The organism is Aureimonas altamirensis, assembly GCF_001463885.1.
Classification (GTDB): domain Bacteria; phylum Pseudomonadota; class Alphaproteobacteria; order Rhizobiales; family Rhizobiaceae; genus Aureimonas; species Aureimonas altamirensis.
The window spans coordinates 197,779-218,585 of record NZ_BBWQ01000001.1 but is presented as its reverse complement, the minus strand read 5'-3'; the positions used below and the strand labels follow the sequence as shown (position 1 = coordinate 218,585).

Below are 20,807 nucleotides of genomic sequence, written 5' to 3'. Positions count from 1 at the left end.
CGGCATGAAATAGATTCAGCAATGCTGGGTGACGCGGGCGACGCCCGCGCGGTCAGGTCAGTTGCGGGCCTTGTCGACCAGCGCGTTCGACTTGATCCACGGCATCATGCCGCGCAGCTTCTCGCCGACTTCCTCGATCTGATGGCTGTCGTTCATGCGGCGGATACCCTTGAAGCGCGCCCCGCCCGAGCGGTATTCCTGCATCCACTCGGAGGTGAACCGACCGCTCTGGATATCCTTCAGCACGCGCTTCATCTCGGCCTTCGTTTCGTCCGTGATGATGCGCGGACCGGTCACGTACTCGCCCCACTCGGCCGTGTTGGAGATGGAGTAGTTCATGTTGGCGATGCCGCCTTCATAGATCAGGTCGACGATCAGCTTTACTTCGTGCAGGCACTCGAAATACGCCATCTCGGGTGCATAGCCGGCCTCGACCAAAGTCTCGAAGCCCGCGCGGATCAGCTCGACCAGGCCGCCGCACAGAACCACCTGCTCGCCGAAGAGATCGGTCTCGCATTCTTCCTTGAAGTTCGTCTCGATGATGCCGGACCGGCCACCGCCGACGCCGCAGGCATACGACAACGCGAGTTCCAGGGCATTGCCCGACGGGTTCTGATGCACCGCCACAAGGCACGGCACACCGCCGCCCTTCTGGTATTCGCCGCGCACCGTGTGGCCGGGGCCCTTCGGGGCGATCATGACGACATCGAGCGTGGACTTAGGCTCGATCAGCCCGAAATGCACGTTCAGGCCGTGCGCGAAGGCAATGGCCGCGCCGTCGCGGATATGCGGGGCGATCTCGTCGCGATAGATGTCGGATTGCAGCTCATCCGGCGTCGCCATCATCAGAAGGTCGGCCCAGCCGGCCGCCTCGGCGACCGTCATCACCTTGAAGCCATCGGCCTCGGCCTTCTTGGCCGTCGCCGAGCCCGAGCGCAGCGCAACGACGACGTCCTTTGCGCCGCTGTCCTTCAGGTTCAGCGCATGGGCGCGGCCCTGGCTGCCATAGCCGACGATCGCCACCTTGCGGGACTTGATCAGGTTCAAATCGGCATCGCGATCGTAATAGACGCGCATAGTCATGTCCTCCAAGTTCAGGATTTGTCCGGCCGTCAGGGCCGAATCTTGGTTGTTCCGTACAGCGTCAGGAACTGGCGTACCGCCAGCCTGGCGTCGTGTTCCACCAATGCGTCGTCCGCATTGAGCTTTTCGCCGAGCAGGAGGCGGATCTGCGTATCGCGGACGACCAGCCCGAACAGGGCGCCGAACGCCTCGTCGGGGCTGTCGAAGGCGAGCAGGCCAAGCGACCGCCCCTCTTCCAGCAAAGTCTTGATCCGGCTGCGCACCGCAGCCGGCCCATTGTCGAGCATGATATCGCCGAGGCCATGCCGCTGATGCCCCGCCTGTCCGACCGCAAGCCGGTTGAGTGCAACGGATGTCTGGCCATGGATGACCTGCAGCCAATCCCGCGCGAAAACCTCCAGCCGCAGCACCAGCGCCGCGGCATCCAGCCCCTCGGCGCCCAGCGGCAGGCCGCGAACCTTGGATGCCTGGCGTCGCACCATGGCCGCAAGCAGCCCGTCGCGCCCGCCGAACCATTTGTAGAGCGTTTCCTTCGAGCAGGAGGCCTCGCGTGCGACTTCCGTCATCGTGGGCGCGCGGCCGAGTGCCACCAGCAGCGCCAGCGCTGCATCCAGCAGCTCCACCTGCCTGTCCGTCCAATCGATGTCGCTCGAGTCGCTCAAGACGATCGCAATCCCCTGCCGCACCATGGGCGCCAAACCGTAACGCTGGTTACGGTGAGAGGCTCTACAGCACTTGCGAAGCGGCCGCAAGTCCCCGAAGGGTCAGCCTTGCGGCTGGATGGCCCGGATGAATCGGCCGACGGCGCCGGCCATCCCGAATTCCAGCGCTTCCGCCGTCAGGCCATGGCCGATGGACACCTCGGCTATAGCGGGCAGCCGGCGCAGCAGCGGCGGCAGGTTGGCGACGGTCAGGTCGTGGCCGGCATTGAGCGCAAGGCCCAGCGCCTCTGCGTGTTTTCCGGCGGTTTCCAGCCGGTCCAGCTCCCGGCTTTGTGCGGCGCGGTCATCGTAGGTGGCGCCGTAGGGCCCTGTATAAAGCTCCAGCCTGTCGGCGCCCAACTCTACGGCCTGCTCGTATCCCTTCGGGTCCGGGTCCGCAAACAGCGAAACGCGGATGCCCTCGCCTTTCAGTCTCTCGACCACTGGCTTCAGGAACGCGGCCCGGCCGATGAAATCCCACCCATGATCGGAAGTCGCCTGCGACGGATCGTCGGGCACCAGCGTCACCTGATCGGGACGGCCCACACGCACGAGGTCAAGGAATTCCGGCGTCGGATAGCCCTCGATGTTGAACTCCGCCGTGGGGAATTCGGCATCCAGCAGTGCCCGCAGCTCCGGCACGTCGGAAAAGCGGATGTGCCGCTGATCGGGTCTCGGATGCACGGTGATGCCGGCGGCACCGGCGGCCAGCGCGATACGCGACAGGCCCGTCACGCTCGGCCAGGGCAGGTCGCGTCGATTGCGCAACATGGCCACCGCATTCACGTTCACCGACAGACTGGTCATCGAGCCCCTCTCCCCTCACCGAACGACGGTCAACCGTTCCGCCGCCCGGGTAATCGCCGTGTACAACCACCGCTCCCGCGTGTCGCGGAACGCAAAACTTTCGTCGAACAGCATCACGTCGTTCCACTGCGAGCCCTGCGCCTTGTGCACGGTGAGGGCATAGCCGAAGTCGAAATCGTCGTAGCGCTTGCGCGTCTGCCACGGAATTTCCGTGTCGGGCTCTTCGAAAACGGACTTCAACAGCTTTATCTTCGCCGCGCCCCTGTCCAGATCGTCGTCTTCCGGCCGCACGATCAGGTTGACGCCGGGCTTCACCGTCTCGCGAGAGGCGGTCATGACCTGCCACAAGGAGCCGTTCAAAAGCCCCTTGGCCGGATCGTTGCGCAGGCAGACCAGCTTGTCGCCGGAAATGGGCGTAGCGCCCTGGAAGCCCTTCAACTCGCGCAGGCGGGTATTGTAGCGACGTCGCGTGCGATTGGTGCCCACCAGCACCTGGTCGGCCGCCAGCACGGCATCCCTGTCCACCTCGTGACGCGAGATGACACGGGCTGCCCCATAATCCCCATAGGCGATCTCTTCTCCCTCGCGCACCTTCAACGCCAGGTCGATGATGGGGTTGTCGCGCGCCTGACGGTGGATCTCCGTCAGCAGGAAATCGGGCTCCGCCTCGGTGAAGAAGCCGCCGCCCGATACCGGCGGCAACTGCCCGGGATCGCCCAGCACCAGCACCGGCGTGCCGAAGCTCAAAAGGTCGCGGCCCAAAGCCTCGTCCACCATGGAGCACTCATCCACGATGATCAGCTTGGCCTTGGCCACGGGGCTTTGCCTGTTCAGCGAGAAGGCCGGCGAGACGCGGGCGGTGCCCGTCTCGGCATTTTCGACCGTTTCCTCGCCACGCGGACGATAGATCAGCGAATGGATGGTGCGGGCATTGCGGGCGCCCTTGCTGCGCAGCACCTGCGCAGCCTTGCCGGTAAAGGCGGCAAACTGCACCTGACCGTCCAGCCCCTCGGCAAAGTAGCGGGCTAGCGTCGTCTTGCCGGTCCCGGCATATCCGAACAGTCGGAAAACCGGCTGGTTGCGGGTCTTCAACCATTCTGCGACGCGGTCGAGCGCATCTTCCTGCTGTTGCGATAGCTTCATGCCAATCGCCTCGCAGAAAAACACCGCCGCCGCAAGCTCATCGCAGCATCGGCCACAGTGTGGCGACGAGCAGAAGCCCCATCGCTATGTTGAAGAGGCGCAGACGGGTGCGATTGGCAAGGAAGCCGCGCAGCGCAATCCCGAATCCTGTCCATACCGAGACGCTCGGCAGGTTGACGAGGGTGAAGATGATGGCCACCAGCACCACCGACAGCCAGGGCCGCTCCATGTTGACATAGGCGCCCATCCCGACAAGAGCCATGGCCCAGGCCTTGGGATTGACCCACTGGAACATCGCCGCCTGCAGGAATGTCAGGGGCTCCGCACCGGACTGGCCCGATCCGACGCTGCGCGAAAAGGCGATCCGCCATGCCAGATAGATCAGGTAGGCCGCGCTGGCGAACTTCATGGCCAGCGACAGGCCGGGATAGGCGTGGACGATCGCCCCGAGTCCCATGCCGACCGCCAGCAGCAGAACGGCGAACCCTCCCGAAATGCCCAGCATATGCGGGATGGAACGTCGAAAGCCGAAATTGACGCCCGACGCCATCAGCATGAGGTTGTTGGGGCCCGGCGTGATGGACGAAACGAACGCGAAGACGACCAGACCGACTAGAAGTTCATGGGTCATGCCTCAGGGCCTTTGCAGCAGCTACTCCTGACCGATGACGATCATCGGCTCCCGACCCCGGCTCATGGCGGAAACGCCGGTGCGGCATACTTCCGTCAGGCCGATAGGGCTCATCAGCTGAATGAATTTTTCGATCTTGGTGCTGCGGCCGGTAATCTCGAACACGAAGTGGGCCGTGCTGGAATCCACCACCTTGGCGCGGAACACGTCCGCCAGCCGCAGCGCTTCCACGCGGTCGTCCCCGTCGCCGGAAACCTTCACCAGCGCAAGCTCGCGCTCGATGGGGCCGTCCTCGCCATTGCCGAACGCGGCATTGGTGAGGTCGACCACCCTGTGCACCGGCACGATCCGGTCGAGCTGGCTCTTGATCTGCTCGATGATATGCGGCGCACCACGCGTAACCACCGTAATTCGCGACAGATGGCGCGCATGCTCCGTTTCGGACACGGTCAGGCTCTCGATATTGTAGCCGCGGCCCGAGAACAGACCGATCACGCGGGCCAGCACGCCCGGCTCGTTGTCGACGATGACGGCGAGCGTATGCGACTCCGCCCGCTCCTTTTCCTCGGTGATGAAATAGGCGGATGCGGGCGGCTGTAGCGGGCTGTTCATGGCTCTCGGACTCTGGAAAACGGTTGGATGGAGGGGTGGCGCCGGCTTTAGACCAGCGCCTTGCCCTTGGCATCGATGGCGTTGGCAACCGCTTCGTCGGTGGCCTCGTCCGGCAGCAGCATTTCGTTGTGGGCGCGGCCCGACGGGATCATCGGGAAGCAGTTTGCAAGGTTCGCCACGCAGCAGTCGAAGATGACGGGGCGGCGAATGTCGATCATCTCGCGGATGGCGCCATCCAGATCTCCTGCCTTCTCGACCCGCAGTCCGACGCCGCCGAAGGCCTCCGCCATCTTGACGAAGTCGGGCAGCGCCTCGCTGTAGGAATGCGACAAGCGGTTGCCATGCAGCAGCTGCTGCCACTGGCGCACCATGCCCATGTACTGGTTGTTGAGAATGAAGATCTTGATCGGCGCTTCGTACTGCACCGCGGCCGACATCTCTTGCATCGTCATCTGCACGGAGGCGTCGCCCGCAATGTCGATCACGAGCGCGTCCGGATGGGCGATCTGCACGCCCAGCGCCGCCGGCAGGCCGTAGCCCATGGTGCCGAGCCCGCCGGAGGTCATCCAACGGTTCGGCTCTTCGAAGCCATAGAACTGCGCGGCCCACATCTGGTGCTGGCCGACTTCGGTGGTGATGTAGGTCTTGCGGTCCCTGGTCAGCTCATACAGGCGCTTGACCGCGTGCTGCGGCATGATGATGTCGCCGTCCTGCCGGTAGGCAAGGCAGTTGCGCGCCTTCCACCGTGCGATCTGGCCTTTCCACTCGGCGAGGGCGCCCGTGTCCATCGTCAGTCCCAGCTCGTTCCATGCCTCCAGCATGGCTTTCAGCACATGGCCGACATCGCCGATGATCGGCAGGTCGACGCGGACATTCTTGTTGATCGACGACGGATCGATATCGACATGGACCTTGCGCGAATTGGGCGAAAAGGCATCCAGGCGGCCGGTGATGCGGTCGTCGAAGCGCGCGCCCAGGCACATCATGACATCGCAGTCATGCATGGCGAGGTTGGCCTCGTAGGTGCCGTGCATGCCGAGCATGCCCAGCCAGTTCTCGCCCGATGCCGGGTAGGCGCCCAGCCCCATCAGCGTCGAGGTGACGGGTATGCCGGTCCGGGCCACGAATTCGCGCAGCAGCCGGCTTGCCTCCGGCCCGGAGTTGATGACGCCCCCGCCCGTATAGAAGACCGGCCGTTTTGCCGATGCGAGCAGCTCGACAGCCGCGCGCACCCGGGCCCGGTCCGCATCGACGCGCGGATGATAGCGGCTTGCCGCGCGGCTCATCTGCGGCGGCGTATAGGTGCCGGTGGCAAACTGGACGTCCTTCGGAATATCGACGACGACGGGGCCGGGCCGCCCGGACGTTGCGACATGGAACGCCTCATGCAGGATCTCGGCCAGATCCTCGACACTCTTCACCAGCCAGTTGTGCTTGGTGCAGGGGCGCGTGATGCCGACCGTGTCGCATTCCTGGAAAGCGTCCGAGCCGATCAGCGACGTCGGAACCTGCCCGGTGATGCAGACCAGCGGAATCGAGTCCATCAACGCGTCCTGCAACGGCGTCACCGCATTGGTTGCGCCGGGGCCGGAGGTGACCAGCATCACGCCGACCTTGCCGGTAGAACGGGCATAGCCTTCGGCCGCATGGCCGGCGCCCTGTTCGTGGCGGACGAGGATGTGCTGCACGGCATCCTGCTGGAACAACGCATCGTAGATCGGCAGCACCGCACCGCCCGGATATCCGAAAAGGTGCTCGACGCCGTGATCCTTCATGGCCTGCACCACCATTTCGGCGCCGGTCATCTTGCGGATTGCCGGATTGGTCGTCATGTCGTCCATGGCTGCTGTTCCTGCTGGGCGCCTTCCGTCGATGCGGTGCGCGTCGTTTTTCCAAGTTTTTTTCAGGCAATAAAAAAGGCCCTTCGAGGGGCCTGTCTTTCGCGCACACGTGGCATTCGCCGGACGGTCTTTAAACCGCCTCGCGTGTGCGCCTACCTACGAGAATGAGCGTGATGTTCTTCATGGGGCGGGAAGATACTTCCATAGACTTCGCACGTCAACGCAATTCCGCTCAGCTTTCCAGCCGCTCCCAATCCGGGCCGAACTGGTTGCGAAACCAAGTCTCCTGCCGCTTCGCATACTGCCGCGTCCGCACCACCGCCCGCTCCACCGCATCGCGCAGCGTCATCTCTCCGCGCTCCGCGGCCAACAGCTCGGCAACGCCGATCGCCTGCCCGGCCGAATGGTCGAGCGCGCCGGGGCGCAGCGCGAAGCGCAACGCCTCGTCCCTTGCGCCTTCCGCCATCATGGCATCGAACCGCCGGGCGATCCGATCCCGGAGCACGGCGCGGTCCGGCGTAAGAACGATCCGGCGGATGCCGGCGCCAGACAGCAGCGGGCGGCCCTTCCCTTCCTGCAGGGATGCCAGCGGCCGGCCCGTCGTCATCACCAGTTCCAGCGCCCGCAGGATACGCTGGCTGTCGGTGGGGCGCAGCCGTGCTGCGGCCTGCGGATCGAGGCTCTGGAGCGCCTCGTGCATCCGCCCGGCCCCCTCTTCGGCGTGGCGAGCGCGCAGCGCGGCGCGCAGCTCCGGCGCAATCGCCGGCATATCGTCCAGCCCCTGCGTCAAAGCGCGGAAATACAGCCCCGTGCCGCCGACGAACACCGGCACCGCGCCGGCCGCGCGGATGATGGGTAGCAGCCGCTCAACCTCCGCCAACCACAAGCCCGTCGAATAGGGCGCGGAAGGGTCCGCATAGCCGTACAGATGGTGGGGGATACCGCCCATGTCCGATTCGGTCGGGCGCGCCGACAGGATGCACAGCCCGTCGTAAATCTGCATCGAATCGGCATTCACCACGACGCCGCCATGGCTGCGCGCCAGGTCCACGGCCAGCTTCGACTTGCCGCTCGCGGTGGGGCCCGCTATCAAAATCGCATTCAACCGGTCCAAGCCCGCCAGGTCCCCTGCCAATGCACGTCGTTACCCTGATCTCCGCCCGGAACGATCCGCGCGTCAGCCGCTCCCTCGCGGAGCAGGCCCAGTATATCATCGGCGAGGCCGAGATGTTCTGGCTGGAGCGGGATACAGCCTGCGACCTCGTTACGGAAGACGCGCCCGACGCCGCCACACGAGAGGCCCTGTCGCGGCTTGCCCTTTCCGCCGCGGTGGACTGCGCCGTTCAGCCCGTGGCGGGCCGCCGCAAGTCCATCCTGATCGCCGACATGGATTCCACCATGATCGACCAGGAGTGCATCGACGAACTGGCCGCCGAAATCGGCCTCAAGGACAAGGTCGCGGCTATCACCGCCCGTGCCATGAATGGCGAGATCGCCTTCGAGCCTGCCCTGCGCGAACGTGTGGCCCTGCTGCGGGACCTGCCGGTCGCAAGGGTGAGCGATGTTCTGGCCACGCGCATCCAGCTTGCCACCGGCGGGACGACGCTGGTTGCCACCATGCGGGCCAATGGCGCCTACACGGCCCTCGTCTCCGGCGGCTTCACCTTGTTCACGCAGGAGGTAGCCCGGCAACTCGGCTTCGACGAAAACCGCGCCAACAGGCTGGATGTCACAGACGGCGTGCTGACGGGCACTGTCGCCGAGCCGATCCTGGGCGCGGACTCCAAGCTGGCTGCCCTGCACGAGATCGCAAGCGCCCGCGGTGTGGATGCGGGCGACGTGCTGGCCGTCGGCGACGGCGCCAACGATCTGCCGATGATCCTTGCCGCAGGCACGGGTGTCGCCCTGCATGCCAAGCCGGCCGTCGCCGCGAAGGCGCCGTTCCGTATCGACCATTCCGACCTGACGGGTCTTCTCTTCCTGCAGGGCTACAAAGCAGAGCAGTTCATCGCCGCATAGGCGCCGCCGCCTCAATCCAGCGGCAGCACCACGAAGCGCAGGTCGCCACCGGGCGAGGCGACGAGCAGCAGCGCGTTGCGGCGGCCATCGGTGCGCAGGCCGGCAAGGCTGCTCCGGAACGCCTCCGCCGTGGCCACGGATTCCTGCCCGATCTCGGTGATGACCGAACCGGGCTCGATGCCCTTTTCCGCCGCCGGCGATTCGGCTGCGACCTCGGTCACCACGACGCCCTCCAGCTCCTCGTCGATGCCGAACTGCGTCTTCAGCTCGTCGGACATGTCCGCAAGCGTCATGCCCAGCGTACCGGCAATCGCAGCCTCGGGCGCACCCTCTTCGCCGCCCTCCTCGGTGGAGCCTTCCTGCTGCTCCATCATGGCCTCGCCATCCTCGAGCCGGCCCAGCGTCACCTCTACATCGATGGAGCGCGGCTCGGCGTCCTGGCTTTCCTTGCGCATCAGCGTCAGCGTGACGCGTTTGCCGACTTCCGTTTCGGCCACCAGACGGGGCAGATCGCGCGAGGTCGGCACCGGCCGTCCATCGAAGCTGATGATGACATCGCCGATCTCGATCTGACCGGTATCCGAAGGCCCGTTGGGCACGACACCCATGACGATGGCGCCCGATGTGTCCGCAAGCCCCAGCCCATCGGCGATTTCGTCAGTCACTTCCTGCAGGCGGATACCAAGCCAGCCGCGCCGCGTTTCGCCGAACTCGCGTAGCTGGTCCACCACGTTTTCGGCCAGCAGCGACGGAATGGCGAAGCCGATGCCGATGGAGCCGCCCGTCGGCGAAATGATCGCCGTGTTGATGCCGATGACGCGGCCATACATGTCGAAGAGCGGGCCGCCGCTGTTGCCGCGGTTGATGGCGGCATCGGTCTGGATGAAGTTGTCATAGGGGCCGGCATTGATGTTGCGCCCGCGCGCAGAAACGATGCCCACCGTGACGGAGCCGCCAAGGCCGAACGGATTTCCGATGGCCATGACCCAGTCGCCGATGCGCACGGCTTCGCTGTCGCCGAAGGAAACGGCGGTCAGGGGCTGTTCGGGCTCGACCTTCAGCACCGCAAGATCCGTCTTGGTGTCGGTGCCGAGCAAATTTGCCTTGAGCGACGAACCGTCGGCAAAGTTCACGGTGATCTCGTCGGCACCGGCGATGACGTGGTTGTTGGTGACGACGATTCCCGAAGGGTCGATCACGAAGCCCGATCCAAGAGACTGCACGCGCTGGGCGTTCGTCCCCTCATTGCCTTGCAGCAATTCGTCGAAGAACTCCTGCAACGGAGAGCCCTCGGGCGCGGACAGCGGCGGCACCGCAGAGCCGCCCGCCACGCGCTGCGAGGTCGAAATGTTGACCACCGCATCGAGCAGGCCTTCGGCCAGCCCGGCAACGGAAGCGGGCCCCTGCATGCGCGGCTGGGCGGAGGCAGGCGGAACGCCGGGGGCCGACGGATCCTGTGTTTCGGATGGCGGCCGTTGCGGCGCGATCTGCTGGCCTTCGGCCGGTGGCGGAATGACGCCTTGCGCCAGCGCGCTGCCCGTCATGGCGGCCAGGATTGCCGCTGCGATCGCATTGCGGGCCTGCGGTAGCTGCGTCATCACTGCCCTTTCCATCACTGTCGGCCTGTTGCGCCGAGGCAAGCCGATAAAAGCGACTGAATCAAGAACGCGCGCCCGGCTGCCAGTAAAAAGCCCGGGACGATGCCCGGGCTTTTCCACATCAGTTGCCGATCGCGGCGGAGGATGGCGTCGCCGCCGCCGGCCCGGTCGCGGGCGGCGTTTCACGCGGCGGCGTCAAATTGCCGTCGATGTCGGAGCCGTCCGTACCGAAATAGCGGAAGAACTCGGAATCGGGCGACAGCACCATCGTGGTCCCGGTGCCTTCCAGTGCCGTGCGGTAAGCCTGCATTGAGCGGTAGAACTCGAAGAACTGCGGGTTGCGGCTGAACACCTCGGCAAAGGTGGCATTGCGCTCGGCCTCGCCCTGGCCCTGCAGTACCGCCGCGTCACGGCGCGCGCCGGCGACTGTCTCGGATGCCTCGCGGTCCGTGTTGGCGCGCAGGGTCCGGGCGCGTACCTGGCCTTCCGCACGCAGGCGCTCGGCCTCTGCAAGGCGCTCGGCGGCCATGCGCTCATAAGTGCGTTCCGAAATCTCGGGCGTCAGGTCCGTCCGGCCGATACGCACGTCGACAAGGTCGATGCCCAGCCGTTGCGCTTCGGGGCGCACCTGGTCGCGGACCTCAACCATCATCGAGGCGCGTTCGTCCGACAGCGCTGCGGTGAAGCTGCGCCGGCCGTAGGTGGCGCGGATGGCCGAATCGAAGCGCGTCAGGAGCAGGCGTTCGGCTTCGTCCAACTGACCCCCGCGAACGCCGCGGCGGAACAGCGCGGGATTCTCGATGCGATACACCATGAAGGCATCGACGTCGTAGAAGGCGCCGCCCGAGACCTGCACGCGCAGATTGTTCAGGTCGGACCGCAGAAGCCGCTTCGGCAGCAACTGGACATTATCGGCCTGTGCAAAGCCGAAGGGCATCTTGAAATACAGCCCGGGCTGCTGGATCACGCGCTGGATTTCACCGAAGCGGAGCACCAGCGCCTGCTGGCGTTCGGAAACGATGAAAGCCGAGTTCCAGACGAACAGCAACGCGACAGCCACCGTCGCCAGTACGGCATAGAAACGGTTGCTCATCAGTTGCGCCCCTGCGTGTTCGCGGATGTGCCGGACGGCGGTATCGATGCCGCGGCGCCGGCCCCGTTGCCGGCTCCGTCCTGATTGGTGTTGGTATTGTTGGTGTTGCGCAGCCTGTCGATCTCGGTCAGGGGCAGATAGGGCACGACGCCGCTGGCATCGCCATTGCTATCCATGATGACCTTGTTGGAATCGCGCAGCACGCCTTCCATCGTCTCCAGATACAGTCGGCGGCGCGTCACTTCAGGTGCCTGCTCGTAGGCCTCCAGGATTGACGCAAAGCGCTGCGATTCACCGATCGCCTCCTGCACGACGCGGTTGCGATAGGCCAGCGCATCTTCGTTGATCTGGGCCGCCTCGCCTCGCGCGCGGCCGAGCTGCTGGTTGCGGTAGATGTTCGCCTCGTCCACGAAGCGGTCCTGATCCTGCGTTGCGCGCTGCACCTCTTCGAAGGCGCTCGCAACCTGCGTCGGCGGAGCGGTTTCCTCGATGGATACGGCGTTGATGGTGATACCGGCGCCATAATTGTCGAGCGTCTGCTGCGTGATGGCGCGCACCATCTCGGCGATGGCGGCACGGTCGTCGCGGAAGAGGTCGTCCACCGGGTTGCGGCCCACTACTTCGCGCATCGCGCTTTCCGAAACCTGGCGCAGCATGCCCGGCGCGTCATCGACGTTGAACAGGTAAGCCTGCGGGTCGGACACGAAGGAAAGGACCGAGAACTTGACGTCGACGAGGTTCTGATCCCCGGAAAGCATCAGGCCCGACGTGTCGCTGCCGCCCGTTCCGCCGATCTGAAGACGATTCTCGACGGCCGGCACGGTCTCGAAGGTTTCGAGCGGCCAGAGCGTCATGTGCAGCCCCGGCGGAGACAGTTCCTCGCGCGGCTGGCCAAGCAGGATCTTTACGCCGTTTTCGCCCGGCTCGACGACATGGATGGCGTTGAGCGCCCAGATGACGGCCAGGCCAGCCACGACGAGACCGCCGAACGCCAGTCCGCTGCCGCGGCTGCCGCCACCCGATCCGCCGCCGCCCGGCATGGCGCGGCGCAGCCTGTCCTGGCCACGGCGCAGGATTTCCTCAAGGTCGGGTGAGCCGCCACCACCGCCGCCCGGACGGGGGTTCTGCGGCCCCTGCCCCCATGGGCCGCCATTGTTGCCACCGCCGCCTTTCCAGCCGCCGTTCCCGCTCTGATTACTCCAGGGCATTTATGTCCTCTCACCCAAGGGCACGCGCACCACGGACATGGCGGCGACCTGACGTTTCAGGCCCTTATAGGAATTGCCAATTCTGCATTCAATGACGGCCGGCGGATTCCGCCAAGCACAAATCCGAGATTTCGGCCTAAATCGCAACGCGCCGCCGTTCCAGAGTCAGAAATCGGGCGTCGGCTTCGTCGCGGTCCGCGCACTTCATCGGCTCGTCCCGCACGACTTGCCATTCCTCGTCTGCAAGCTCCGGAAAGAAGGCATCGCCCTTCGGCTCGATTTCGATCACCGTCAGTTCTATGCGGTTCGCCATCGGCAGGAACTGGCGGAAGATTTCCTCGCCTCCGACTACCGTGATGGCGTCGGAGCCCCGCCTGCCGGCGCTGGCTCGGGCCAGCCGCAGCGCGGCTTCCAGGCTGTCGGCGTACACGGCCCCGAAGCGCACCCGCCCCGCATCGTGGGACAGCACGATCGAATCGCGGCCGTCGAGAAGCCGTCCGATCGCGTCCAGCGTGCGGCGCCCCATGATCATCGGCCGCCCCATAGTCAGGCGTCTATATCGGGCAAGATCGGTGGGCAGCGTCCAGGGCATGCCGCCATCCGCGCCGATCACGCGGTTGCGGGCCATTGCGACGACGAGGACGATCGGAATGTCTGTCATGGGCGGCATCATGGCCCTTTGCCGGTCAGAGCGATAGGCCCCGCCTCAAGAGCGTTGCAGCGCTTCCAGTTCCGGGAATGGCTCCCATCGCAGGCCGGGCCGCGCGCAGAGTGGATCGTTCAGCGAGGTGGCGACGGGCCGCTCGTTTCGGACGAAGACGGCCATGGCCTTGCGCCCCAGATCCTCACCGCCCGCATTTGCGGCATCGGCGCGGACGCAGACGTAATGGCGATCGCGCAGGGCATCGAACGGCATGGTGGAAATTTCGGCCGTCCGCAGGACATAGGGCCCCGACATATAGGTGCGCGCACCGTTGACGATGGCCGTCTTGACGGTTTCAGGCGCGGGGCCGGCCTCCATCTCGGCCTTGTCCATCTGGCTGGTGGCGACGCAACCGCCAAGGCTCAGTCCAAGGGCCAGCAGAACAAGCTTGTGCACGGGCAATTCTCCGAAGAAAGCTGCGGAGCGCTGATGATCGGCGCGTCCGCACGGTTGGCGTTGTCGGTCCTCATCATCGATAAGCACCGCACCCTGGGCAAGCGTCGTAGAAATCACGCTAGCTGCACCGCAGACCGCGTTTTTAGCCGCAGTATCGGCTTCTCGACAATGAACCAGCTGACCAGACAGAATGGAACCGTTACCGCAAACATAAGTAATATAGACCTCTGGACACCTGAGAGCATTCCGTGGTCAGCCAAAAACATGATGAACGGCATATGATAGATATATAATCCGTAAGAGATGTCAGGCACCACCTTAGGCTGAAGTCGAAGCCCGGCTATCCCAACCCAGACAACGGCAAATGCCTCTACCACCGCCAGCAGTGATCCGCCAAAGTAACTCAAGAACTGCATGTAATTTGCCTGCACCGCTGCAACAAGGAAAACCCAGGGAACAATGGGATGAACCTTCACTAAATATTGCCTGTACAGATACATTAAATTACCGGTTAGAAATGCCGGCGCGAGGAACGTTATGATCCTGTAATGAGGCGGTGCTTCGCGCAACGCCCAACAAACCAGAAGCGATAGAGCTAGCAATGCCCAGATCCAGATCGGTCGCCGGTAGGCTCCGCAGCCCCAAAGAACGGCCAGCGTAACGTAGGCGGCTTCTTCCCAGGCCAGCGACCATAAAGGACCATTGGCGCGGTACGGCAGGGTGTACAGTCCGCCAGTCAACCAGTTCAGGACCGAGTTCCAACTCGTCAGCCAATCCTGCAGGACGAGGCAGAGGACGAACGAAACGATCAAGGCAGGAAGGATACGAAGGACGCGCTTGCGCATGAAATTGCGCCATGTGTTCGAAAATTCGTAACTTTTCAAAACCAGAAAGCCGCTGATTGCCAGAAAGCTGGGCACCGCCATGACGAAGCCGGGCCACCCGAAATTCGGATCCACTGTGTACCATGCATGTGCGACGGCGACCTGACCCGCAAGGAACAGGCGCATCAGGTCAAAGTTAGGGTAACGGTAGTGCACAAATTACCTTTCAGCTATCCATGGGTTTGAATGCTGAAAGCGGTATTTGGATGTCAGCGGTCCAGCCGCTGCCAGATTGACGACTTCGTATCAGGCTCGCACGCCGTCGTGGGACTGGTCGGGGAGTTGACCTGAACTTTTAATACTAGCTCAAGCCAGACATTCGCCGAGATGGCTGCTTCCAGCGTCCACCGGCTAGAAAGTTCTGGAGAATGCAAGCTGCGCGTGCGCCTCTTGCGCCGACTGAACGACTGCAACTGCGGCCAGCCAGCCGGCACCTTCGTCTTCGACACCAGACCCAGAGCGGCTGGTGATGGCGGTTCCGCAGGGGGTGCCGGCAGCAAATAATGTTGCTAAGCCTCAGGCCCCCGCGCCTTCACGTTCCATCGAGATCTGTTTCATCAATTGCCGCTGCATGAACGAGACACGCAACTCGTCCCGCCTGTAGTCATAGGTCTCGATCAGCGCCGCGCGCGTGTCTTCATCGGTAAGTGCCAACGTCTGAACCCGATCGATGCTGTGGATATAGTCTCCAACATAATAATCGGCGGCGAGTGAGTCCCAATCTACGTTACGCTCCCCGAACAATTGAAGAAGCAGAAAATAATCCTCCATATATTTCTGGTCGGGATAATAAATCGTAGCCGTCATGTCGATCAGCGACATATCCATCAGGAAACTATGATTAGGAGCATGATTGTTGTTGACGAAACCAGCGTAATCAACCCTGCTTGTATATATTTTTTTGCGCGCGATGATGATTGAGCGCTGATTTGAATACAAGGAAGAATAGACACGTCCGAAACTGACGGCCTTCCCCGTTGTTGCCAAACGATCAATCAGCCATCCATACGCGTCTGGGAACAGCAGATCATCGTAGTCCAGGATGCCGGCATACCCATCCCGGATATTTTTGAGCGACTCGTTCAACATCGTCGATCGAAGATCACCCTTCGAATCTTCCGAAAAATACTGGGTGATAATAGGCGCGCAACCTTCGCGCCAAGGTAAATCAGCGATTATCTCGTCGAGCTGATCGACCTGGGCGGGCAAAAAGTCCTGAGCTGCGATCATTGGTATACTGAGGCAATTGCGCATGACACACAGGCAACTCAGAGCCCGCCTCAGCAACTGCAGATCCGACTTGGTATGTACACGGACCACCGTCGTGACTTTGGTCAGGTCTTCTGCCGGCAGGCTATCCGCACTCAAAGGGAAACACCAAGCTTCCGTCGCCATGCAGAACTTCGCTCGCTGGATGGGCGAGCCAGCGGAGCGCCTGAGCATCATCGGCTGACGAAGGGCGTCTTCCGTTCGTAGAGCATTGTTCGGCTCCACGTCGATGACGGATGGATCGCCGTGATACTCGTTGCAGACGATAGAGGCATCTGGATGCGCCAGTGCCGCCTGAACCATTTTGCCGATTGCATCCGGCGCGAAGACGCTTGGCCGGCTGATTTCCAGCTCAAACTCGATGCCCTCGCTCGTGCCGCTCGTATCAGCCAAAGTCGGAAACAGGTCGCGACTCGAATCATCCAGATGGACGGCGACGTGCGGCAGATCCTTTACCCTCGATAGAACATGCTCGAAGCGTTTTGCCAGGGTTGGATTATCGCGCAGGGCGGATCGCAAGGCCGAGGTACACATTATGGTCAGAGCGACCGGCTGGGTTGACGCTATCGATCGCGTGGCCTGTTGCTCATAGGACTGTATCGACAACGCGCGGCCGACCGCATTCAGATACGCGTAGCCATAGCGGGTATCCGGCTCCAGATGGGCGCCTTCGGCCCATTCATTCCAGGCGTTGACGATCACGAACCGTCGGTCGGCGGGCAGGTTGTCTCGACTGTAGGCAATGGCCGCCTCCAACCAACCTTGAAAAAGTTGCGGTGTGCTGGCGTCGATCACATAGCCGCCATTCCCGTAGCGTGCGGTATTATCCCAGATCGGAACGAGAGACCGGAAATAGGTGAACTCCTTCGGGTCGGTCTGACTGCTATAGAACCTTGCGACGTCCCCGTAGTCGAGAACCGTTCCGTTGATCTGTGTATACGGCCTGAGATTGTTTTTGCGCTCGGCGACGGCACCCCCGGTCCAGTCATGCAGAACGCGTTCCACACCGGCATCCATGCCGAACTCGCGCGGATCAAGCGCGCCGCGCGTCAGGACGGACACGAGATAAGGTGAAGGGAGGCCTGCTTGCTCGCATTCCTCCTTCCAGATGTCCACATACCGTACATCCGTGGGTAGGTCAGACGGCCGATAAACATACAAGGCCGGCCGGCCTTCCACCCGTATGTACCGATGGTCCTTGAAGAAGGGGATTAGGTATCGGATGAAGGCGCGTGCGTCGTCTGGGGAATATTTCTGCCCGAGCAGGATTTCCTTTTCATTGCCGTCCCATCGCCGCGTCCAATTCTCATTGGCCCAGCAGAAGCAGAACGGCATGTCGATGTCGGCATTCTCGAGCAGCATCTGTGCCGGCTCTTCGAGTATCATCCTGCCGCCGAACCAGTAATGATAAAAAATCATTCCATGGATACCGGCCGCCTGCATCATATCCGCCTGCTGATGCAGCACAGTCGGATTATCCAGAATGTAGTATCCGAGGTCGTCATGCGGGATATGCTGCTGGTAATGTCCCTCAAAAAGCGGGTTTGCAGCCCGAACTTTCGTCCATTCGGTAAAACCCTTGCCGTGCCATTCGTCATTTTCTGGCGTCGTATGGAACTGTGGCAGATAGTACGCGAGTACCTTGATGTCCTGGTACAGGATCGATTGGCGGTAATCGACCTGCTCTTCGTGCTGGCGATAATCCTTGATGGAGTCCCCGCGCGTCACGTTGAGCACTCGTAGCCCGGTCCGCTCCCCCCGGGGCAGGACATCGCCCAACGTCTCAAGTATCGTGCTCAGTCGGTCTGCACGAGCCCACATGGCGAGGTGTTCCACAGCATCGGCTGCAGGCGCGGGCAAACCCTCCCCACCCAAGTCATATGCAGCATCGGCCGGGCGTTCGAAACGCTTCCTCAGTGCCTCGGCGTCCTCAACTGCAAAAATGGCGTCCGCATCCTCTGCAAGGCGAGTGATTATCTGACGAATTGCTGAGGCATCACCCAGAAGACAATCCAGCTCCGGATCCGAGCCCGCATGCGCGCCGGTCTTCCGCTTACCGCCATCAAGGTCATGGAACAGCCCGACGATGTCGTAGCCCGACAGTTCGTTGCGAAGCAATTCCCCGACGATGGCCTGAGTGCTTTCACCATGATCGGCAGTTTGCGTGCTGATGCGGACAGCCTGGGGCAGCTTATCCTGAAAGCCCTTATGCAGGGCCCGGTCGTCGACCTCAGCAATGATATGAACCGAGAATTCGCGAGGTATATGGCGCAGTCGCTCCACTAAAATATCGAGTTCATCGTTAGCGCGAATGCGCAGGATGACACAGATCCGCGGACCGTCAGTTGCGATATCGGAACTTGTGTCACCTTGTGCAGGATCGATGTACCACGGGATCACAAGCGCGGGAGCCGGCACGGTTACACGCGGCGGTTCGATGGCAATGCCAGGCGCTGTCGTTTGACTGTCAACCTCCATCACGACGTGCCGCAGCCGAGACCGTATTCCGGTCAGACCTTCCTGCTTCAAGAGCGATGCTGCTCTTCGTGCAACATTCGAGGGTCCACCCAATCGATTCGAGATCAAGGGCGCTACATCCAACATCCGTCGGACACGCCATATCTGGTGACCGAGGAAGCGGACCGGCGAACTAAAACGCCAGCTGGTTGAATTCAGCAGCGCCTGATTGTAATCGCGCAGGCGCTCCACCTCGCCATGCAGGTGGGCATTTGCAGTCCGTACCGCGATAAGCTCGGCATTTGCCGCACCTAGAGAGGTGCCGAGATCACTCAATTCCGTCCGAGCTTTTTCCGACTGGATAAGCCTGGCAGTTGCCACATCCACGCTTTTTGTGAGCTCTGCAATCTGAATCTGCCGCGCTGACCTCTCTTCCGCGAGCGCGCTCAGCTCCCGTGCCCGCGTTGCCGCCAAAGCGAAAATGCTGGGACGTCCAGGCACCCATGTGTGAAGCCAGGTCGAGAGATCCCGCTCATGTGCATCGATCCCGAAAACTTGCCGCCTGATGCTGGTTTCCGCACTGACATAGTCACGCAGATCCGCCTCGGCGAGCGTCCAGCCCAAGCGATCGAACACCAGCTTCATGAATGAATAGGGCGTGATTTCCTGCAGATCGGGCGAGCTTCCCAAGCGCTCGACCGCGGAAAGAATATTTATAACGGAACGGAAAACAAGATAACCTGACGTTACCGGACCATCAAAACTCCACTCCTGGTCGATTTTCTCGAAGGTGCCGTCAATTTTTAAAATTATGTTGTTTGGGTTTAAATCGAAGTATGCAGACCCAACCTCAGTTTTCTCGCTTGCAATCCTAACCGTCGCGCCTGTCTCGCGGGATACTATCTGTTCAACAGCTATAATATATTTGAAGAAGCTTTTGGCTATGTCTGCCGAAGACCAGTTGTCCTGTGCCAGAAGCGATGCCAGCTCCTGACCCAACGTCTTTCCAGATGCGTAGGGTGCGATATCCGACACGGTCAGCGTCAACGGCGTATCCGATCGAGCATTGGAATCGTCTGGTGAACCCAGCAGGCGCGTGTTGACCCACAGCTTACCCTCTTCCCCCCTGACAAACTCCGATTGCTTGCAGAAGCGTTTCACGCGGTTTGTGCTGTAATGCCAGGCGAGCGTGCGCTCATTAGAAAAGCTGAAGTTGCCATCATGAGCTACGACGAGGAACGAGTTGGCCATATCGAGGGCGAGACCGTTCCGCGACAACACCGGCCAAGCCAGATCCAGAGAGAAGGCGGTTGCCGGTGGCATCTGCGGATCGTATGCCACGCTCTGGCTAGCAAGCGCCGCGCCGTCGAACGTTTCGTCCTCGAAACCACGCTGCGACACGATCGAGCGTGGCAATTTGTAGTCGGGAAACGGTGCCAAAAACTCGGTAGACGCCCAACCTGCGGATCGTATGGCGTTTTCCAGCGCAGCTCGTCCGAAGGTCTGCGGCTCGTTTGTACGATACCGATCTTCAACCCCGTACATGACGGTACCCAGATGGTCTTCCGGCGCACCGGAAAAATACTTCAGGCCAAGCTGATTTTCGATTGCAATAATAAGTCGCCCATTGGGCTTGAGCAACTTTCTTGCCTGCCTCAACATCTCGATATGAGGCTGATCCCCGGGCGTAAACAGGTTGGCATATTCCAGGACGCCGATCAGCGTGATGACGTCGAATTTCCTGCTTGTCTGGAAGTCGCCGAACCGTTCCGCCAACACGGTCACGTTGTCCAGATCATGCGTACGCAGCCTGGCTATTTCGGCACGCCGTGCCGTCCCCTCAAGAGCGAGAACGTCTGCTCCCAACTCTCCCAGGAAACGCGTGATCGCCCCGCAGCCGGCCCCGATTTCCAGAATGCTGCCAGTCAACGTGTCGGCCAGCGGCCGCAGAAGGTTCGCTCTCTGAGCAGATAAATGGTACGTTGACGGCCAGTCTACACAATAACGCCGAAGTTCGTCCGATAGCACACTTAGATCGGAAACATTTGATAGGGCCCGCGCCAGGCCATTCTCAAAGTCGTCCCCGTCACTGTACTGGATACTGTCGTAGCCATTGCGCATCCAGACGTTTGATCCCTCATGAAGGACGTAACCGGAATCAATCAGGTCTGAATGCATTCAATTTCCCGTATTATTTAATTGAAGAGAGACCGCTTCTGGTTGTGACTCTTGCGCTACAAGATGGCCAAATGTCAAACCAGTGCGGGCTTTCTCGATGCCATATCGCACCAGGACAGCAACCGGCCGTCGAGGCTGGCTCGATGGGATCATGAGCAGGCGCAGCTGCGGTAATTCACGAGAA

At 62.1% G+C, this 20,807-nt stretch carries 16 protein-coding genes; 1 reads left to right on the top strand and 15 read right to left on the bottom strand.

Translation table 11 applies throughout. The annotated features are described in order from the left end of the window. Positions 1-57: 57 nt before the first annotated feature. From ilvC to miaA, 8 genes are all read right to left on the bottom strand, one after another. The gene (ilvC, locus tag AUL31_RS01035; protein ID WP_060600117.1) at positions 58-1,077 is read right to left on the bottom strand and encodes a ketol-acid reductoisomerase; all 1,020 of its coding nucleotides are present in this window, start codon (positions 1,075-1,077) and stop codon (positions 58-60) included. A gap of 35 nt (positions 1,078-1,112) precedes the next feature. Beyond that, positions 1,113-1,772, bottom strand: a complete 660-nt coding sequence (locus tag AUL31_RS01030; RefSeq protein ID WP_060600115.1) for a TetR/AcrR family transcriptional regulator C-terminal domain-containing protein — start codon at positions 1,770-1,772, stop codon at positions 1,113-1,115. A 75-nt stretch (positions 1,773-1,847) separates the two neighbouring features. After that, positions 1,848-2,591 (bottom strand): pyridoxine 5'-phosphate synthase, encoded by a 744-nt coding sequence (locus AUL31_RS01025; RefSeq protein ID WP_060600113.1) that lies wholly within the window; start codon positions 2,589-2,591, stop codon positions 1,848-1,850. 15 nt (positions 2,592-2,606) lie between these two features. Beyond that, the gene (locus AUL31_RS01020) at positions 2,607-3,734 is read right to left on the bottom strand and encodes an ATP-dependent DNA helicase (protein ID WP_060600489.1); all 1,128 of its coding nucleotides are present in this window, start codon (positions 3,732-3,734) and stop codon (positions 2,607-2,609) included. Between the two features lie 37 nt (positions 3,735-3,771). After that, entirely contained in the window at positions 3,772-4,365 is a 594-nt protein-coding gene (locus AUL31_RS01015; protein WP_060600111.1) for a LysE family translocator, read from the bottom strand. A 21-nt stretch (positions 4,366-4,386) separates the two neighbouring features. After that, positions 4,387-4,977, bottom strand: a complete 591-nt coding sequence (gene ilvN, locus AUL31_RS01010) for an acetolactate synthase small subunit (protein ID WP_060600109.1) — start codon at positions 4,975-4,977, stop codon at positions 4,387-4,389. Positions 4,978-5,024: 47 nt separating this feature from the next. Beyond that, positions 5,025-6,818 carry an acetolactate synthase 3 large subunit gene (locus AUL31_RS01005; RefSeq protein WP_244489287.1) on the bottom strand — a complete coding sequence of 598 codons (1,794 nt, stop codon included), beginning with the start codon at positions 6,816-6,818 and terminating at the stop codon, positions 5,025-5,027. A 232-nt stretch (positions 6,819-7,050) separates the two neighbouring features. Next, on the bottom strand, positions 7,051-7,932 hold the full coding sequence (gene miaA / locus AUL31_RS01000; protein ID WP_082646728.1) for a tRNA (adenosine(37)-N6)-dimethylallyltransferase MiaA: 882 nt from the start codon (positions 7,930-7,932) through the stop codon (positions 7,051-7,053). 20 nt (positions 7,933-7,952) lie between these two features. Here miaA and serB point away from each other — a divergent pair, with 20 nt between their 5' ends. Then, positions 7,953-8,837 carry a phosphoserine phosphatase SerB gene (gene serB / locus AUL31_RS00995; RefSeq protein WP_060600104.1) on the top strand — a complete coding sequence of 295 codons (885 nt, stop codon included), beginning with the start codon at positions 7,953-7,955 and terminating at the stop codon, positions 8,835-8,837. Between the two features lie 11 nt (positions 8,838-8,848). Here serB and AUL31_RS00990 read toward each other — a convergent pair whose 3' ends face one another. The 7 genes from AUL31_RS00990 to AUL31_RS00960 form a co-directional block, all read right to left on the bottom strand. Beyond that, entirely contained in the window at positions 8,849-10,435 is a 1,587-nt protein-coding gene (locus tag AUL31_RS00990; RefSeq protein WP_143190092.1) for a Do family serine endopeptidase, read from the bottom strand. Between the two features lie 121 nt (positions 10,436-10,556). Continuing rightward, entirely contained in the window at positions 10,557-11,528 is a 972-nt protein-coding gene (gene hflC / locus AUL31_RS00985; RefSeq protein WP_060600099.1) for a protease modulator HflC, read from the bottom strand. Next, entirely contained in the window at positions 11,528-12,736 is a 1,209-nt protein-coding gene (gene hflK, locus AUL31_RS00980) for an FtsH protease activity modulator HflK (protein WP_073468957.1), read from the bottom strand. Before hflK ends, hflC begins: the two co-directional genes overlap by 1 nt. A gap of 136 nt (positions 12,737-12,872) precedes the next feature. Then, complete coding sequence (locus AUL31_RS00975) at positions 12,873-13,397, bottom strand: dihydrofolate reductase (RefSeq protein WP_143190091.1); 525 nt, start codon at positions 13,395-13,397, stop codon at positions 12,873-12,875. Positions 13,398-13,442: 45 nt separating this feature from the next. Further along, entirely contained in the window at positions 13,443-13,835 is a 393-nt protein-coding gene (locus tag AUL31_RS00970; protein WP_060600095.1) for a hypothetical protein, read from the bottom strand. Between the two features lie 113 nt (positions 13,836-13,948). After that, complete coding sequence (locus AUL31_RS00965) at positions 13,949-14,875, bottom strand: acyltransferase family protein (RefSeq protein ID WP_060600090.1); 927 nt, start codon at positions 14,873-14,875, stop codon at positions 13,949-13,951. Between the two features lie 360 nt (positions 14,876-15,235). Beyond that, positions 15,236-20,623 carry a glycoside hydrolase family 99-like domain-containing protein gene (locus tag AUL31_RS00960; RefSeq protein WP_060600088.1) on the bottom strand — a complete coding sequence of 1,796 codons (5,388 nt, stop codon included), beginning with the start codon at positions 20,621-20,623 and terminating at the stop codon, positions 15,236-15,238. Between the last annotated feature and the right edge of the window lie 184 nt (positions 20,624-20,807).

Coding starts and splice junctions, on each gene's coding strand:
- hflK (WP_073468957.1), bottom strand. CDS start 12,736: ATGCCCTGGAGTAATCAGAGCGGGAACGGCGGCTGGAAAGGCGGCGGT.
- ilvN (WP_060600109.1), bottom strand. CDS start 4,977: ATGAACAGCCCGCTACAGCCGCCCGCATCCGCCTATTTCATCACCGAG.
- AUL31_RS00960 (WP_060600088.1), bottom strand. CDS start 20,623: ATGCATTCAGACCTGATTGATTCCGGTTACGTCCTTCATGAGGGATCA.
- AUL31_RS01015 (WP_060600111.1), bottom strand. CDS start 4,365: ATGACCCATGAACTTCTAGTCGGTCTGGTCGTCTTCGCGTTCGTTTCG.
- hflC (WP_060600099.1), bottom strand. CDS start 11,528: ATGAGCAACCGTTTCTATGCCGTACTGGCGACGGTGGCTGTCGCGTTG.
- AUL31_RS01020 (WP_060600489.1), bottom strand. CDS start 3,734: ATGAAGCTATCGCAACAGCAGGAAGATGCGCTCGACCGCGTCGCAGAA.
- AUL31_RS01005 (WP_244489287.1), bottom strand. CDS start 6,818: ATGGACGACATGACGACCAATCCGGCAATCCGCAAGATGACCGGCGCC.
- AUL31_RS00990 (WP_143190092.1), bottom strand. CDS start 10,435: ATGACGCAGCTACCGCAGGCCCGCAATGCGATCGCAGCGGCAATCCTG.
- ilvC (WP_060600117.1), bottom strand. CDS start 1,077: ATGCGCGTCTATTACGATCGCGATGCCGATTTGAACCTGATCAAGTCC.
- AUL31_RS00975 (WP_143190091.1), bottom strand. CDS start 13,397: ATGACAGACATTCCGATCGTCCTCGTCGTCGCAATGGCCCGCAACCGC.
- AUL31_RS01030 (WP_060600115.1), bottom strand. CDS start 1,772: ATGGTGCGGCAGGGGATTGCGATCGTCTTGAGCGACTCGAGCGACATC.
- serB (WP_060600104.1), top strand. CDS start 7,953: ATGCACGTCGTTACCCTGATCTCCGCCCGGAACGATCCGCGCGTCAGC.
- AUL31_RS01025 (WP_060600113.1), bottom strand. CDS start 2,591: ATGACCAGTCTGTCGGTGAACGTGAATGCGGTGGCCATGTTGCGCAAT.